Raw genomic sequence first — 14,586 nt, 5'->3', positions numbered from 1 at the left:
CAATGAATAAAATCCTTATTCTGACGCTGTGCGGCAGTAGCCTGTTACTTGGCGCAACCTCGGCTCAGGCCGTGACCAGCAGCGGGACCATCGGCGCCACGCTAACCCTCACTAACGGCTGTCTGATCAACGGCTCGCCTGCCCAGAACGGCATCAATTTCGGTACGCTGAACTTCGGCACCAGCCCGGCGACCTTCTCAACGCTGACCACTACGCTTACCGGTGCGGCAGGGGGCAACAGCTTCGGCGTGCAATGTACTAACGGGGCCACCTATACCGTGCAGGTGACCGGCAGCACCAACGGCGCGCCAGCCACCTCCGTCGGCACGCCGGGCACGCCCGCCCGCTATCTGATTAACACGGCGGATGCGACCCAGGGCGTCGCCTACAGCATCTACAGCGACAACGCTTTTGCCAACGTGATCGCCAACAATACGGCTATTCCGAAAGCGTCAACTACCGCAGGCGTGGACAACTATATTGTCTACGGGCGCATTCAGGGCGGGGGAAACAGCGTAACGGTCAACCCCGGCACCTACACCGACACCATTAACGTGAGCGTGACTTACTAGCCCACGCAGCAACCGCAATCTGTAAAGGAAATGGACAGGCAGCAGCGACTGCCGGGGGCTTCGCTTTGCTTAAAATCCACGGATTAACGCTGCTTGCCGCGTGTTTTATCTCCTCTGCCAGCGCGCTGACCGTCACCAGCCGGTCTTTTCAGGTAGGGGCGACCATAACGCCGGGCTGTTCGGTGACCACCGGGACTGGCGCGGTATTCGGGACGTTTAACTTTGGCACGCACTCGGGCGTCGAGAGCGGCATTACCAGCGCGGCTTTCGTGCCTAACGGTTCGCTGGCCCTTGCCTGTACGCCGGGCGTGGTGCTGAGCATGGCCATCGACGGCGGGCGGAATTACACCAGCGTGCGCCGCATGGTGCGCACCGGGGGAACGGACGCGGTGCCGTACCGGCTGTATACCACCAGTTCGCTGACCGCGAGCAGCGAAATTCTGGTGAACCAGGCGGTGACGGTGGCCTACACCGACAGCAATAACATTACGCTACCCCTGTTCGGCGCGGCGCAGCTAACGGGGTTCAGCCCGGCAGGAACCTATACCGACCAACTCACCGTGACGCTGTCATGGTAATCAGGGAGAAGCAACATGATGCAGTGGATAAGGGGAGCCGGCGCGGCGCTGGGCTTACTGGCCGCCTGGCAGGCGGGAGCCGCCAGCAACGTTCTCATCTGGCCCATTGACCCGTTTCTGGCCGCCGACGCGAAGGCGGCGGAACTGTGGATCCAGAATCAGGGCACCAGCGCCACCACCATGCAGGTGAGGGTGGTGCGCTGGCAGCAGGAGGGCGGACACGAGCGCTATCAGCAGCAGCAGGACGTGGTCGCCAGCCCGCCGATTGTTAACATCAGTGGCGGCAGCAAACAGCTTATTCGACTGATTAAACAAAGCACCGTGCCGCCCAATCAGGAGCAGGCCTACCGCATCGTGGTGGATGAAATTCCCCAGCCTTCCGACAACAATAAGCCGCAGATGGGGCTGAAGCTCCAGATGCGCTACTCCATCCCTCTGTTCGCCTACGGCCCCGGCATCGCCACGCAAAAGGCGGCCAGCAACCACGCCAACGCCGATCCCGGCCAGCTCTCCTGGCGCGTCATCAACGACGGCGGCAAACCCGCGCTTCAGGTGTCCAATCGGGGCAACGTCCACGCGCGGCTGAGCAAAGTTACGCTTGCGCAGGGGAGCCAGCAGCGGGTGTTAGCGGACGGGCTGATGGGCTACGTACTGCCCAACAGCGAGCGCGCCTGGCCGCTGCCTGCGTCCATGACGCGTCCGACGCAGCTGTCCGCTTCGATCAATGCGCCTGACGATGTATGGCAATCCGCGCCGGTCAACTAACCCGGTTGCTGCCGATGGCGATCTTACTCTCCTCCCTGTCCCCCGGCGCCAGCGCCGACGACGGGGATGATGTGCTACCGCCGCCGCCGCGGGCACAGGAGTCAGACGCCGCAACGGTCTATCATCTGTCGCTGGTGTTTAACCAGTGGGACAGCGGCCAGGTGGTGCCCGTCACCGAGAGTAGCGGGCAGTACTTTGTGGCCAGCGCCGACCTGCAGCGTGCCGGATTACCGGCGGACAAGCTCCCCGTCGGGGAGGTCAACGTCTCTTCGCTGGCCGCCGTCAGATCCAGCTACGACAGCGCGGGCCAGCGGCTGCTGCTGACGGTACCGAACGCCTGGCTGCCCGAACAGGCGCTGGTGCTCGGCAAGCGCGACTCGCGCGTAAAAGCCCTGAGCGGAACCGGCGCGCTGCTTAACTACGACGTCTACGCCAGCAACACGCAAAACGGCGGCTCCCAGGCCACGGCCTGGCACGAGCTGCGGATTTTCAGCGGCAGCTACAGCCTTTCCAGCACCGGCACGTTCCGCCAGCAATTCTCCGGCTACGACAGTGAAAATGACGGCTACCGGCGCTATGACACCACGCTGACCGGCACCGACGAAGACGATGTTTTAAGCTGGTCGGCGGGGGACGTGGTCAGCGATGCCCTGAGCTGGAGCAGCAGCGTGCGCATGGGCGGCGTCTCTTTCGGGCGCGACTTCACCCTGCGCCCTGACTTAATCACCTATCCCCTCCCGGCCTTCTCCGGCGAGGCGGCCGTGCCTTCCACCGTCGACGTCTTCATCAACGGCTACCGGACCGGCAGCACCGACCTGCAGCCCGGCCCGTTCACCCTGACCAACCTGCCGTACGTCAACGGCTCGGGGGATGCGGTACTGGTCACGACGGATGCGCTGGGCCGTCAGGTTTTCACAACGCTGCCGTTCTACGTTGCCAGCGAGCTGCTGAAGCCCGGCCTCAGCGACGGAGCCATCACGCTCGGCAGCCTGCGCAGGGATTACGGGCTGGAAAACTTCTCTTACGGCCCGGCGGTGGCCAGCGGCTCTTACCGCTACGGCATCAGCGATTACTGGACGATGGAAAGCCACGCGGAAGGGGCAGAATCTCTGGCGCTGGGCGGGCTGGGGACGCTGGTTAAGCTCGGCAGCTTCGGCGTGGTCAACGGCGCTTACTCCCGCAGCGAAATGCGCGGCAAAGGGGGCCAGCAGATAAACTGGGGTTATCAGTACAATACCGACTGGTTTAACATCGGCACCCAGCACAGCCACCGCGACCGCACCTTCGGCAACCTCGCGCTGTACGACTCGCCCGATCTTTACGACGACGACCATCAGCCCATTGCCAGCCTGAGCCGCAGCACCGACCAGTATTCGCTGTCGTTTAACATGGGCGATTACGGCAACGTTGGCGCGGCGTGGATCGACGTGCGCAGCTTCGACGATGAGAAAACCCAGCTGCTCAACCTGTCGTGGAGCAAAAACCTGTGGGGCAACAGCAGCTTTTATCTCGCCGCCAGCCACGATCCGGCGACCAGCGGCTGGACGATGGCGCTTTCGTTGCAGGTACCGTTCGGCACCCAGGACAACGTGGCGTTCAGCGTGGAAAACACGCCGGATGCGGGCAATACCCAGCGGGTGAACTACAGCCACGCCATGCCGAGCGACGGCGGCTTCAGCTGGAATATGGCCTATGCCCACCAGAGCCAGACCGACGACTACCAGCAGGCTACGCTTGGCTGGCGCAACAATAAGGTTGAACTCCAGGGCGGCGCATACGGCCAGCGCAACGGCTATACCCAGTGGGGCGAAATGACCGGCTCGCTGGTGATGATGGACAACACGCTGTTCGCCGCTAACCGGGTTAACGATGCGTTTGTGGTGGTGAGCACCGACGGCCATCGTGACGTGACGGTGAATTATGAAAACCAGCCGATGGGCACCACCGACGACGACGGCTATCTGCTGATCAGCGGCGTCTCCTCTTACTACCCCGCCAGCTACAGCATTAACACGCTGAACCTGCCTGCGGATACCGCGCTGAAACATACCGAACAGCGTATTGCCCTGCGTCGCCACTCGGGATACCTGCTCGATTTCCCGATGGAGCAGCAGCGGGTGGCAAGCGTGGTGCTGCACGACGAAGCAGGGAGGCCGCTGCCGGTATCGAGCCAGGTCTACCGCAGGCTGCAGCCGCCCGTACCGGTGGGATATGACGGCATCGCTTACCTTGAAGATCTCCATGACGTCAACCCGCTGACCATCACCACGCCGGACGGCAGGCGCTGTACCGTCACGCTTACCCTGGCGCAGAAAACCGATCACAAGCTCAATACCTACGGGCCGCTGACCTGCCGCCGGGAGGCACCGTGACGGCCCGCGGCATGCTGGCGGATGGCGCTGCGCTTAGCCGCCCTACAAAAATCTGCCTGCTTTTGGGGCTGCTGCTGCTGTTCCTGGCAGCGCCGGTGCGGGCGGCCTGCACCTTAAGCGGGTCGAATACGGGATCGTTCGGCACGCAGAGTTCGTTTGTGGTTAACACCACCGTGCAGTCCACCTCGGCAACGCTGTCGCTGAGCTGCGATACGGTGCTGAACCTGCTCACCTCGGACAGCGTCACGCTGACCTACGTCAGCGCTACCCCGGCGGCGACCGGAACGCGCGGCTCGCTGCGCAGAACGGATGTTCCGGCCAATACCGATAACGTGCCCGTGATTATTTGTGGGCAGGCGGCCTGCGCCAACAACAGCGAGGTGCAGGTGGGCGGCACTTACACCTGGAGCGGCGCGACCCTGCTTGGCCTGTTGAGCAGCAAGCGCTACGACCTGCCGCTCTACTTCAGGACGGTAGCCGGGCAGAACGTCAGCGCCGGGCCCTATCGGGTGGTGCTTAACTTTCGCGTCGACTGGAATATATGCAGCCTCGGGGTGGCGGTCTGCCTGGCCTACCAGTCGGGGAATGGCTCCCCGACCACCACGCTCTCCCTGACCGTCACCAACGACTGCACCGCTATCTCCGCCCCGACGGTAAACTTTGACAGCGCGCCGCTGGTGCAGAACTTCAAAAGCGTCTCCCAGACCGTCGGCATCACCTGCACCAAGGGCAGCACCTATACCGTGGGGCTGGATAACGGCATCCATCCCAGCGGCACGGTAAGACGCATGGCGAGCGGCAGCAGCTTCATGAACTATGAGGTTTATAAATCCAACGGCACCGACCGCTGGGGCAGCCTGGGCGCCGAGCGCTGGGCAAGCGGCGTGTCGTCGTCGGTCAGCACCGACGGCCTGCTGCGCAGCTACAACTACGTCGCCAAAGTGCTGACAGCCCAGACCACGCCGCCTGCCGGGACCTATACGGATACGCTGGTGGTGGATATTGCATTCTGATTACTGAGTCTTCATCTGGCGTGGCATGGCCAGTGCGGGTGGCATGAATTCAGCTATCTGCTGGCGGGCCTCACCTGACGCTAATTTCACGTAAAGTTCCGCCACCCCATGCCGATAACACCGATATCAAGTTATTCATAGGGTGTTATATGTTGAACCGTATTCGCGTTGTCACCATGCTGATGATGGTGCTGATTGTCTTCGCGCTGCTGCAGCTTATGTCGGGCGGCATGTTTTTTAACGCTCTGAAAGAGAATAACGACAGCTTTAAAGTCTCCCGCGAACTGCGCGTTCAGCAGTCTGAGCTGACCCAGACCTGGAACCTGCTGCTGCAAACCCGCATCAACCTCAGCCGCTCTTCGGCTCGCGCCATGATGGATGCCGCTAACGGGCAAAGCGCGGCGAAAACAGAACTGCTGAAAGGCGCCAAAACGTCGCTGGCCGATGCCCAGAAGCACTATGCGGCGTTCAGGCAGATCGCGCCTATTTCCCCGGAGATGGAAGCGGTAGTCAAAGACATTGACGATGATTTTCAGAACTATAATCAGGCGCTTGGCGAGCTGATTGGTTTCCTGGAAAACGGCAACCTCGATGCCTATTTTGCCCAGGCCACCCAGGGTAAGCAAAACGCGCTGGAAGAGGTTTATAAACGATACATTGCCCTGAATGACCGCATGTACGAGCAGTCTTACGTTGCCAGCACCGCCGACTACCGCTTCGCCAAATGGCAGATTGCCGGGCTTGCCCTGGCGCTGGCCGCCGTTATCGTGCTGGTGTGGCTGGGGATGCGCCGCATCCTGCTTAAACCCCTTACCGTGGTTATCGGCCACATCCGCGAAATCGCCAACGGCAACCTGACCGAAAACATCAACAGCGACGGGCGCAACGAAATCAGCCAGCTGGCCGCCAGCGTCAGCCATATGCAGCAGGAGCTGATCGTTACCGTCGGCAGCGTGCGCGACGGATCAGATGCGATTTACAGCGGCGCCACGGAAATTGCCGCGGGCAATAACGACCTCTCATCCCGTACCGAACAGCAGGCCGCGTCGCTGGAAGAAACCGCCGCGAGCATGGAACAGCTTACCGCAACCGTGAAGCAGAACGCCGAGAACGCCCGTCAGGCTTCGCAGCTGGCGCTAAGCGCGTCGGAAACCGCCTCTCGCGGCGGCAAAGTTGTTGATGGCGTGGTCAGGACCATGCACGAGATTGCGGGTTCCTCAAAGAAAATTGCTGATATCACCAGCGTGATCGATGGCATCGCCTTCCAGACCAATATTCTCGCACTTAACGCGGCGGTAGAAGCCGCGCGGGCCGGAGAGCAGGGACGTGGTTTTGCCGTGGTCGCAGGGGAAGTCCGTAACCTGGCAAGCCGCAGCGCCCAGGCTGCCAAAGAGATCAAATCCCTGATAGAAGACTCCGTATCCCGCGTGGATACCGGCTCCGTGCTGGTGGAAAGCGCCGGGGAAACCATGAGCGATATCGTCAGCGCCGTCACCCGCGTCACCGACATTATGGGGGAGATTGCTTCCGCCTCCGACGAGCAGAGCCGCGGCATCGACCAGGTGGCGCTTGCCGTTTCGGAAATGGACCGCGTAACCCAGCAGAACGCCTCGCTGGTAGAAGAGTCCGCCTCTGCCGCCGCCGCGCTCGAAGAGCAGGCCAGCCTGCTGACTCAATCTGTCGCTGCATTCCGCCTGAAAAGCGGAAGCGGCGCGCAACGGACTGCCGCAGTAACCGCCCCTCGTGAGTTGCAGAGCGCATCGGCGCTCAGCCTGCGTAAACCGGCAGCCGCCGGTGGCGATGATAATTGGGAAACTTTCTGACTACACACTGACAACTGATTACGCCGGCAGACGTGCCGGCCGAGGAAAGCTTTGATGTTAAACCGTCTCCGTTTATCGACCAGTCTGATCCTGATTTTGATCCTCTGCGGCGCGCTGCAGATTGGCAGTAATGGTTTGTCCTTCTGGGCTTTTCGCGATGATTTTCAGAACCTCAAAATGGTCGAGGCGAGCAACCAGCAGCGGGATACGCTGACCCAAAGCCGGGCCGCGCTGCTGCAGGCCAGCACCGCGTTAAGCCGTGCCGGAACGCTGACCGCCCTGAGCTACCCGCCGGAAGACATCAAGCGTCTGATGGCCACGGCGCGCGGCAGCCTGAAGCAGGCCGACATGCTGTTTAACCAGTTCCTCGCGATCCCGCCGACCAGCAAAGAGGGCGAGGAGATGCTGGCCTCCACGAAGCAAAGCTACGGCGCCTATCGTGACGATTTACAGCACCAGTCGACCTGGCTTGAAAGCAACCAGCTGTCGGATTTCCTCGGCGCGCCGGTGCAGAAGTCGCAGGATATTTTTGACGCCAACTTCAACGCCTGGCAGCAAAGTATTAATGACATCGTGGCGGCGGCCAGCGCCGACAGCCAGAAGAATTATCATATTTCGGCGGTCCTGTTCGGCTCCGCGACGGTGATTGCCATTCTGCTGCTGATCGGCTCCATTCTCTGGTCACGCAGGATGATTGTGCAGCCGCTGGCCATCGTGCGCAGCCACTTCGAACGCATTGCGGCGGGAGATTTAGCAAGCCCGGTGCTGGTCTTCGGGCGCAACGAGATTTCTGAGATCTTCCAGAGCCTGAAAAACATGCAGCAGGCGCTGAAAGAGACGGTCAGCCAGGTGCGGCAGGGAAGCAGCGCGATGCACACCGGCATTGCTGAAATTGCGGCAGGGAACAACGATCTCTCCGCGCGGACCGAAGAGCAGGCCGCGTCGCTGGCGCAAACGGCCGCCAGCATGGAGCAGCTGACCGCCACGGTCGGGCAGAACGCCGAAAATGCGCGCCAGGCCGCACAGCTTTCCCGCGCCGCGGCCAACACCGCGAAGCAGGGCGGCGATCAGGCAGCAAACGTGGCGCGCACCATGCACGACATCGCGGGCAGCTCGCAGAAAATTGGCGATATCACCAGCGTTATCGACGGTATCGCCTTCCAGACCAATATTCTGGCGCTGAACGCGGCGGTAGAAGCCGCCCGCGCAGGCGAGCAGGGACGGGGGTTTGCCGTCGTTGCCGGAGAGGTTCGCAACCTGGCCCAGCGCAGCGCGCAGGCCGCCAAAGAGATCAAAGTGCTGATCGAAGAGTCGGTGAATCGTGTCGAACAGGGCTCGAAGCTCGTCGATACCGCGGCGTCTACCATGGCGGAGATCGTCCGCTCCGTGACCCAGGTGAACGACATTATGGGTGAAATCGCCTCCGCTTCGGACGAACAGCGCCGCGGCATTGAGCAGGTGGCGCTGGCGGTCAGCCAGATGGACCAGGTTACCCAGCAGAACGCCGCCCTGGTGGAAGAGGCGGCAGGCGCAACCGACGCGCTGGCAAACCAGGCTGAACAGCTGTCTGGCGTGGTCAGCGTCTTTAAACTGGCTAGCGTAGATAGCCAACGCGAAACCGGGGAATTTGAAACCTCCGGGGTGCTGGTCACCCCCTGATTGTGACTGAGAAGGCGCTATGACATCACCCCTGTCTAATGGACAACCGTCATTAATGTTACAGATGACACAGCGTCTGCCGCTGTCCGACACCCATTTCCGTCGGATATGCCAACTGATTTACCAGCGCGCAGGGATTGTGCTGGCGGACCACAAAAGGGACATGGTTTACAACCGTCTGGTCCGCCGCCTGCGCACGCTGGGCCTGGATGATTTCGGGCGCTACCTCGGCCTGCTCGAGGCGAACTCTAACAGCGCGGAGTGGCAGGCGTTTATTAACTCGCTGACCACCAACCTGACGGCGTTCTTCCGCGAAGGGCACCACTTCCCGGTGCTGGCGGACCACGCCCGCAAGCGCGGCGGCGAATACCGGGTGTGGAGCGCGGCGGCCTCAACCGGCGAGGAGCCTTACTCCATCGCCATTACCCTTGCCGACGTGCTGGGACTGGCCCCGGGGCGCTGGAAGGTCTTTGCCAGCGATATCGACACCCAGGTGCTGGAAAAAGCGCAGAGCGGCGTCTATCGCCAGGAGGAGCTGAAAACGCTCTCGCCCCAGCAGATGCAGCGCTACTTCATGCGCGGCACCGGGCCGCACGAAGGCCTGGTTCGGGTGCGCAGCGAGCTGGCGGGCCACATCGACTTTGCGCCGATCAACCTGCTGGACAAGCAGGCGCCGATCCCCGGCCAGTTCGACGCCATATTCTGTCGCAATGTGATGATCTATTTCGACAAAACGACGCAGCAGGAGATTCTGAGCCGCTTTGTTCCTCTGCTGAAGCCCGGCGGCCTGCTGTTCGCCGGGCATTCAGAGAACTTCAGTAACCTCAGTCGTGAGTTCTGGCTGCGTGGGCAGACGGTGTACGGGCTGAGTAAGGAAAGATCATGACAAAAATAAGAGTGCTGTCCGTCGATGACTCCGCCCTGATGCGCCAGATCATGACAGAAATTATTAACAGCCACAGCGACATGGAGATGGTGGCCACCGCGCCGGACCCGCTGGTGGCCCGTGACTTAATCAAAAAATTTAACCCGGACGTGCTGACGCTGGACGTTGAGATGCCGCGCATGGACGGGCTGGATTTCCTCGAGAAGCTGATGCGCCTGCGGCCGATGCCGGTGGTGATGGTGTCGTCGCTGACCGGCAAAGGCTCGGAGGTGACGCTGCGGGCGCTGGAGCTGGGGGCGATCGATTTTGTCACCAAGCCGCAGCTGGGCATTCGTGAAGGGATGCTGGCCTACAGCGAGACGATCGCCGAGAAAGTGCGCACCGCCTCGCGCGCAAAACTGGCGGCCCGCGCGCCTGCCGCTGCTCCGGCACAGCTAAAAGCCGGGCCGCTGCTCAGCTCTGAAAAACTGATCGCCATTGGGGCGTCCACCGGGGGAACCGAGGCCATTCGCCACGTGCTGCAGCCGCTGCCGCTCTCAAGCCCGGCGGTGCTGATTACCCAGCATATGCCGCCTGGCTTCACCCGTTCCTTTGCGGAGCGGCTGAACAAACTGTGCCAGATTGCGGTGAAAGAAGCAGAAGACGGCGAGCGCGTGCTGCCCGGTCACGCCTATATTGCGCCCGGTGATAAGCACATGGAGCTGTCGCGCAGCGGCGCAAACTACCAAATCAAATTACATGACGGCCCGCCCGTAAACCGGCATCGCCCGGCGGTGGACGTGCTGTTCCATTCGGTGGCGAAGTTTGCCGGGCGCAACGCCGTGGGGGTGATCCTCACCGGAATGGGTAATGACGGTGCCGCCGGGATGCTGGCCATGCACCAGGCCGGGGCGTGGACTCTCGCCCAGAATGAAGCAAGCTGTGTGGTGTTCGGCATGCCGCGTGAGGCCATCAACAGCGGTGGCGTCAGCGAAGTGGTCGATTTAAGCCAGATAAGCCAGCAGATGCTGGCGAAAATTAGTGCCGGACAGGCAATACGTATTTAACAATGGAGCCCGAATTTTATGGCAGACAAAGAGCTTAAGTTTCTGGTGGTGGATGACTTTTCTACCATGCGTCGCATCGTGCGTAACCTGCTTAAAGAGCTGGGGTTTAACAACGTCGAAGAGGCGGAAGACGGCGTGGACGCGCTGAATAAACTGCAGTCCGGCGGCTATGGTTTCGTTATCTCCGACTGGAACATGCCGAACATGGACGGGCTGGAGCTGCTGAAAACCATCCGTGCCGATGGCGCGATGGCGGCGCTGCCGGTGCTGATGGTCACGGCGGAAGCGAAGAAAGAGAACATTATCGCGGCAGCACAGGCCGGGGCGAGCGGGTACGTGGTGAAGCCATTTACCGCCGCAACCCTTGAAGAGAAGCTGGGCAAGATCTTCGAAAAGCTTGGCATGTAGGAGGCGCAGATGCACTCATCCACAAACCCGGCGATGGAGCTTCATCAGTCGCCAAATGACATTATTGCGCGGATTGGCAGCCTGACCCGCATGCTGCGCGACAGCCTGCGCGAGCTGGGCCTGGACCAGGCGATTGCCGAAGCGGCGGAAGCGATTCCGGACGCCCGCGACCGCCTGGACTACGTGGTGCAGATGACCGCCCAGGCCGCAGAGCGCGCGCTGAACTGCGTCGAGCTTTCGCAGCCGCACCAGAACAAACTCGAGTCCGGCGCGAAGGCGCTCACCGGGCGCTGGGACGCCTGGTTCGAAAACCCGATTGAGCTGAGCGATGCCAAAGAGCTGGTGAGCGACACCCGCAGCTACCTGTCGGGCGTGCCGGAGCACACCAGCTTCACCAACGCCCAGTTGCTGGAAATCATGATGGCCCAGGACTTCCAGGATCTGACGGGCCAGGTCATCAAGCGCATGATGGACGTTATCCAGGAGATCGAGCGCCAGCTGTTAATGGTGCTGCTGGAAAACATGCCGGAGCCGGACGCGCGCAGCAAACGCGCGGGCGACGGCCTGCTCAACGGCCCGCAGATGGACACCAGCGCCGCAGGCGTCGTCGCAAGCCAGGATCAGGTTGACGATTTGCTGGATAGCTTAGGGTTCTGATTTCGCAGAACGGGAAGGGCCCGCGTCATCCGTAGTATCAGCGGTGGATGACGCGCCCTGGCCTTATCTCCCTACAAAGAGAGTTAATCTTCTTCACGAAAGAGAGTGGTTTTGCATTTTGCGCAGAGGATTGTTCGCCTGTGGGATACGAGGCTCATTAGCCCAACATCTAAAAAACGATCTGAGCCACACTTATGACATACCTTAGTTTCAAGGTGATACTTTTGCAGATATTCGCTTTTGGTCGGGATGGTTTTCCAGGTTTTTATTAATCCATGCATACATAATATCCTTATTCGGCATGATAATGCGGACGTAAATTTTGCTTTCTTTTATAATGATTGATAATAATGTCCTCACCCTCCTGGCATTCCTGTAGGGTGTTAACAAGCTTTTCTATTCGGGTATGATTCATTATATTGCTGCCAAAGTGCAGCAATTCATAATCCAGAAGCTCTTCACGATTATACCGATTAAGATTACACCGGAGGTAATCACAGAGTTTGCTGCCTAAAGTAATGACATCTTTAGCATAAATGGTTCTGAGTATCCTTATTATGGAGCCCTTCTCATTTGGGTTTTGCTCCAGAACAAGATCCAGTCGACGATTTATGAGGTCTTGTAAGTAATTGGGAGGGGTAATTAATCTTTTCTCTTTAACATCATAAATTACCGCATCCCACGTCATCAACGGTGTATGCAGTAAGCTATGAATTGTGTCCAGGGAAATAAGCTTTTCTCTGAAAGCCCAGGTATCTTCAAGACTCCATATGTCATATTCCACCTGGAAATGCTTCAGGCGATAACCCCCAAACTTATTTTCAAGGAAACTATCAATCCCAACATATTTCAGTGCGTTCACAAGTTCTTCACGGGTGCCGGAAAAAACGAGGTCAATATCTGAAAAATCATCTTTTTTGCCAGATAGGCCAATATCGCGAATCATTCCGCCAAAAATGTAAAGATGAGCGTGCCTGGACAGCGCCTCAAGGAGGGTATTCGCTGCCTGTCGTTCATTCTTATCTGAAGCGAAAAAGCCTTGTACCATCCGCTTCAGATTTCGATTAGTTGAGACTGTGTTCATACTCATACAGTAATTTTAGCTCATCGTGCAGGGCAATCAAATAACTATCTGTCATGCCTGATACGGCATCGGCCAGGAGTTGAACCTCTTTATAAAGGCGTGGAAGTTCTGGTGCCTCTTCCGTTTGTTCAAAAATTCGCCGATAGTTTTCGGAAATTCTACCGTACGCGTATTTACCAAAGGGGGTAGCAGATTTGAACTCTTCTCGCGGCAAGAAATCTGGGTAAGCTTTCTTAAGTGCCTTTTCCTCTTCTTTTTCATCATCAGTTTTATGTCCATGTATACCAACCCATAACATGTCCATAATTCCTTTAATATAATTAGATCCTTTCAACTCAAGTTCTAATACAGAACGATGCCTGTAGCCACGAGTTTGGTCAAATTTCTTTAAGGCTTTACAGAGATTCTTCCCGTTGCTCAATGAAATAAGATCCGAAACTTCACAATTCAAATCTAAAAATTTATCTTGGTTTTCAATAAAAGCTTCGACTACCGACTCGACTAATTTACATATTGCGCGAACACGGAACATTTGCATGCTTGTGTCATTGAGTTCACTTGGGGAAAGTTTTAATTTGGCATCGGCGAAGGTCTTGTTTTTATTTTTACTATATGCTACGACATCTTTAATAACTTCATCAGCATTCTGTGTGTGATCCTCGTTCCAACATGAAAGAAAATCTATGAGATCGTGAAAAGAGGTCAGTCCTTTTTTTACTGTATCCTCTGCATCAAGTACGGAGTAGGCAATATCATCACAGGCTTCCATGATATAAGTAAAAGGATGACGAATACCTTCTTTTAATCCTGTTTCTTCCCATATCTCTTTAACTATGGCCTCTTCAGAGAAGAAGTAGCCATGTTTTTTCCAGATGGTGTTTGAATTATCCCTGGAGGAGCGGGGGTATTTGATCATTGAAGCTAACGTACTATAAGTCAGGTTTAAACCGAAATTGTCACTGAGAATTTGTAATTTAGTCACTAATCTCAACGTTTGAGAATTACCATCAAAATGTCGAAAATCGTTATAAATCTCATTGCTCGTCTCCTTTTCATCTTTTAGTGCAGCCTGGAACCACTGTTGCATTGCAGTTTCACCCTGATGTCCAAAGGGGGGATTGCCCAGGTCATGAGCAAGGCCGATTGCAGCCAGTAGGGCAGGAACATTACGCTGTACGGTAAAGTCTTCCGGTAAGTCGATGAATACTTTGTCTTTGAACTCAAATGCGAGTCTGATACCGATACCCCGGGCTAGATTTGCAACCTCATGCGAATGGGTTAAACGCGTGCGCACATGATCATTTTTATCCAGGGGAAAGACCTGAGTTTTATCAGCAAGCCTGCGGGTAGGTGCCGCAAATAATATTCGATCGTAATCCCGTTCAATCTCAAGCCTGCCACCACCCGTATCGGAGGGGGTAGCCTTGCAATTTTGAGCGTTTTTATCTTTACGGCGATTGCTGTTAAGAAGTTTAGTCCACTGCATTTTTTATCCCTTTATTGTCCGGATTTTATCCATTAGGGAGAGAAAATAACAAAGTGAACTTTTGCAGGATAGCGGTTACTCATTTGATATTTCAAACTTTCGGGGCTTCTCGCAAAACCAGATGAAAGTGAATGAAACATGCTCAGGCTAAGGGATCATCGAGTCTGAACACACAAACAAACGCACTTTTCCCCCTATTTTCCCCCCATTAGTCCACTGCGGCTCTGGCATGCTGTG

At 57.7% G+C, this 14,586-nt stretch carries 13 protein-coding genes; 11 read left to right on the top strand and 2 right to left on the bottom strand.

Translation table 11 applies throughout. The features are described 5' to 3' along the window. Positions 1–2: 2 nt before the first annotated feature. The 11 genes from AAE045_RS11095 (at position 3) to cheZ (ending at position 11,779) form a co-directional block, all read left to right on the top strand. Positions 3–572, top strand: a complete 570-nt coding sequence (locus tag AAE045_RS11095; RefSeq protein WP_455424867.1) for a Csu type fimbrial protein — start codon at positions 3–5, stop codon at positions 570–572. Between the two features lie 74 nt (positions 573–646). Next, complete coding sequence (locus AAE045_RS11090; protein WP_455548054.1) at positions 647–1,150, top strand: Csu type fimbrial protein; 504 nt, start codon at positions 647–649, stop codon at positions 1,148–1,150. 18 nt (positions 1,151–1,168) lie between these two features. Continuing rightward, the gene (locus AAE045_RS11085) at positions 1,169–1,915 is read left to right on the top strand and encodes a fimbrial biogenesis chaperone (RefSeq protein ID WP_455548053.1); all 747 of its coding nucleotides are present in this window, start codon (positions 1,169–1,171) and stop codon (positions 1,913–1,915) included. Beyond that, complete coding sequence (locus tag AAE045_RS11080; RefSeq protein ID WP_455547773.1) at positions 1,891–4,287, top strand: fimbria/pilus outer membrane usher protein; 2,397 nt, start codon at positions 1,891–1,893, stop codon at positions 4,285–4,287. Before AAE045_RS11085 ends, AAE045_RS11080 begins: the two co-directional genes overlap by 25 nt. Positions 4,288–4,298: 11 nt before the next feature. Continuing rightward, positions 4,299–5,300: a Csu type fimbrial protein gene (locus AAE045_RS11075; RefSeq protein WP_455548052.1), complete on the top strand. Its 1,002-nt coding sequence runs from the start codon at positions 4,299–4,301 to the stop codon at positions 5,298–5,300. A 149-nt stretch (positions 5,301–5,449) separates the two neighbouring features. Further along, a complete protein-coding gene (gene tar / locus AAE045_RS11070; protein WP_455547772.1) occupies positions 5,450–7,123 on the top strand; it encodes a methyl-accepting chemotaxis protein II in 1,674 nt (557 codons plus the stop codon). 54 nt (positions 7,124–7,177) lie between these two features. Continuing rightward, on the top strand, positions 7,178–8,782 hold the full coding sequence (locus AAE045_RS11065) for a methyl-accepting chemotaxis protein (RefSeq protein ID WP_455547771.1): 1,605 nt from the start codon (positions 7,178–7,180) through the stop codon (positions 8,780–8,782). 19 nt (positions 8,783–8,801) lie between these two features. After that, positions 8,802–9,668: a protein-glutamate O-methyltransferase CheR gene (gene cheR, locus AAE045_RS11060; RefSeq protein ID WP_455547770.1), complete on the top strand. Its 867-nt coding sequence runs from the start codon at positions 8,802–8,804 to the stop codon at positions 9,666–9,668. Continuing rightward, complete coding sequence (locus AAE045_RS11055; RefSeq protein WP_455424861.1) at positions 9,665–10,714, top strand: protein-glutamate methylesterase/protein-glutamine glutaminase; 1,050 nt, start codon at positions 9,665–9,667, stop codon at positions 10,712–10,714. Before cheR ends, AAE045_RS11055 begins: the two co-directional genes overlap by 4 nt. Before the next feature lie 18 nt (positions 10,715–10,732). Beyond that, on the top strand, positions 10,733–11,122 hold the full coding sequence (gene cheY / locus AAE045_RS11050) for a response regulator (protein ID WP_455424860.1): 390 nt from the start codon (positions 10,733–10,735) through the stop codon (positions 11,120–11,122). Positions 11,123–11,131: 9 nt separating this feature from the next. Beyond that, complete coding sequence (gene cheZ, locus AAE045_RS11045; protein ID WP_455424859.1) at positions 11,132–11,779, top strand: protein phosphatase CheZ; 648 nt, start codon at positions 11,132–11,134, stop codon at positions 11,777–11,779. A gap of 292 nt (positions 11,780–12,071) precedes the next feature. On the opposite strand, the gene AAE045_RS11040 is transcribed toward cheZ, so the two are convergent. Both AAE045_RS11040 and AAE045_RS11035 read right to left on the bottom strand, forming a co-directional pair. Then, positions 12,072–12,827: a hypothetical protein gene (locus AAE045_RS11040; RefSeq protein ID WP_455547769.1), complete on the bottom strand. Its 756-nt coding sequence runs from the start codon at positions 12,825–12,827 to the stop codon at positions 12,072–12,074. 16 nt (positions 12,828–12,843) lie between these two features. Further along, positions 12,844–14,349 (bottom strand): deoxyguanosinetriphosphate triphosphohydrolase family protein, encoded by a 1,506-nt coding sequence (locus tag AAE045_RS11035; protein WP_455547768.1) that lies wholly within the window; start codon positions 14,347–14,349, stop codon positions 12,844–12,846. Positions 14,350–14,586: the final 237 nt, after the last annotated feature.

This window comes from Dryocola clanedunensis (genome assembly GCF_038405435.1).
In the GTDB taxonomy this organism is placed as follows: Bacteria; Pseudomonadota; Gammaproteobacteria; order Enterobacterales; family Enterobacteriaceae; genus Dryocola; species Dryocola clanedunensis_A.
This window is presented reverse-complemented; position numbering and strand designations above follow the sequence as displayed.

Excerpts from the sequence above, each read along its gene's own strand:
- AAE045_RS11055 (WP_455424861.1), top strand. The coding sequence starts at position 9,665 with ATGACAAAAATAAGAGTGCTGTCCGTCGATGACTCCGCCCTGATGCGC.
- AAE045_RS11095 (WP_455424867.1), top strand. The coding sequence starts at position 3 with ATGAATAAAATCCTTATTCTGACGCTGTGCGGCAGTAGCCTGTTACTT.
- AAE045_RS11085 (WP_455548053.1), top strand. The coding sequence starts at position 1,169 with ATGCAGTGGATAAGGGGAGCCGGCGCGGCGCTGGGCTTACTGGCCGCC.
- AAE045_RS11040 (WP_455547769.1), bottom strand. The coding sequence starts at position 12,827 with ATGGTACAAGGCTTTTTCGCTTCAGATAAGAATGAACGACAGGCAGCG.
- AAE045_RS11080 (WP_455547773.1), top strand. The coding sequence starts at position 1,891 with ATGGCAATCCGCGCCGGTCAACTAACCCGGTTGCTGCCGATGGCGATC.
- tar (WP_455547772.1), top strand. The coding sequence starts at position 5,450 with ATGTTGAACCGTATTCGCGTTGTCACCATGCTGATGATGGTGCTGATT.
- AAE045_RS11035 (WP_455547768.1), bottom strand. The coding sequence starts at position 14,349 with ATGCAGTGGACTAAACTTCTTAACAGCAATCGCCGTAAAGATAAAAAC.
- AAE045_RS11075 (WP_455548052.1), top strand. The coding sequence starts at position 4,299 with ATGCTGGCGGATGGCGCTGCGCTTAGCCGCCCTACAAAAATCTGCCTG.
- AAE045_RS11065 (WP_455547771.1), top strand. The coding sequence starts at position 7,178 with ATGTTAAACCGTCTCCGTTTATCGACCAGTCTGATCCTGATTTTGATC.
- cheY (WP_455424860.1), top strand. The coding sequence starts at position 10,733 with ATGGCAGACAAAGAGCTTAAGTTTCTGGTGGTGGATGACTTTTCTACC.
- cheZ (WP_455424859.1), top strand. The coding sequence starts at position 11,132 with ATGCACTCATCCACAAACCCGGCGATGGAGCTTCATCAGTCGCCAAAT.
- cheR (WP_455547770.1), top strand. The coding sequence starts at position 8,802 with ATGACATCACCCCTGTCTAATGGACAACCGTCATTAATGTTACAGATG.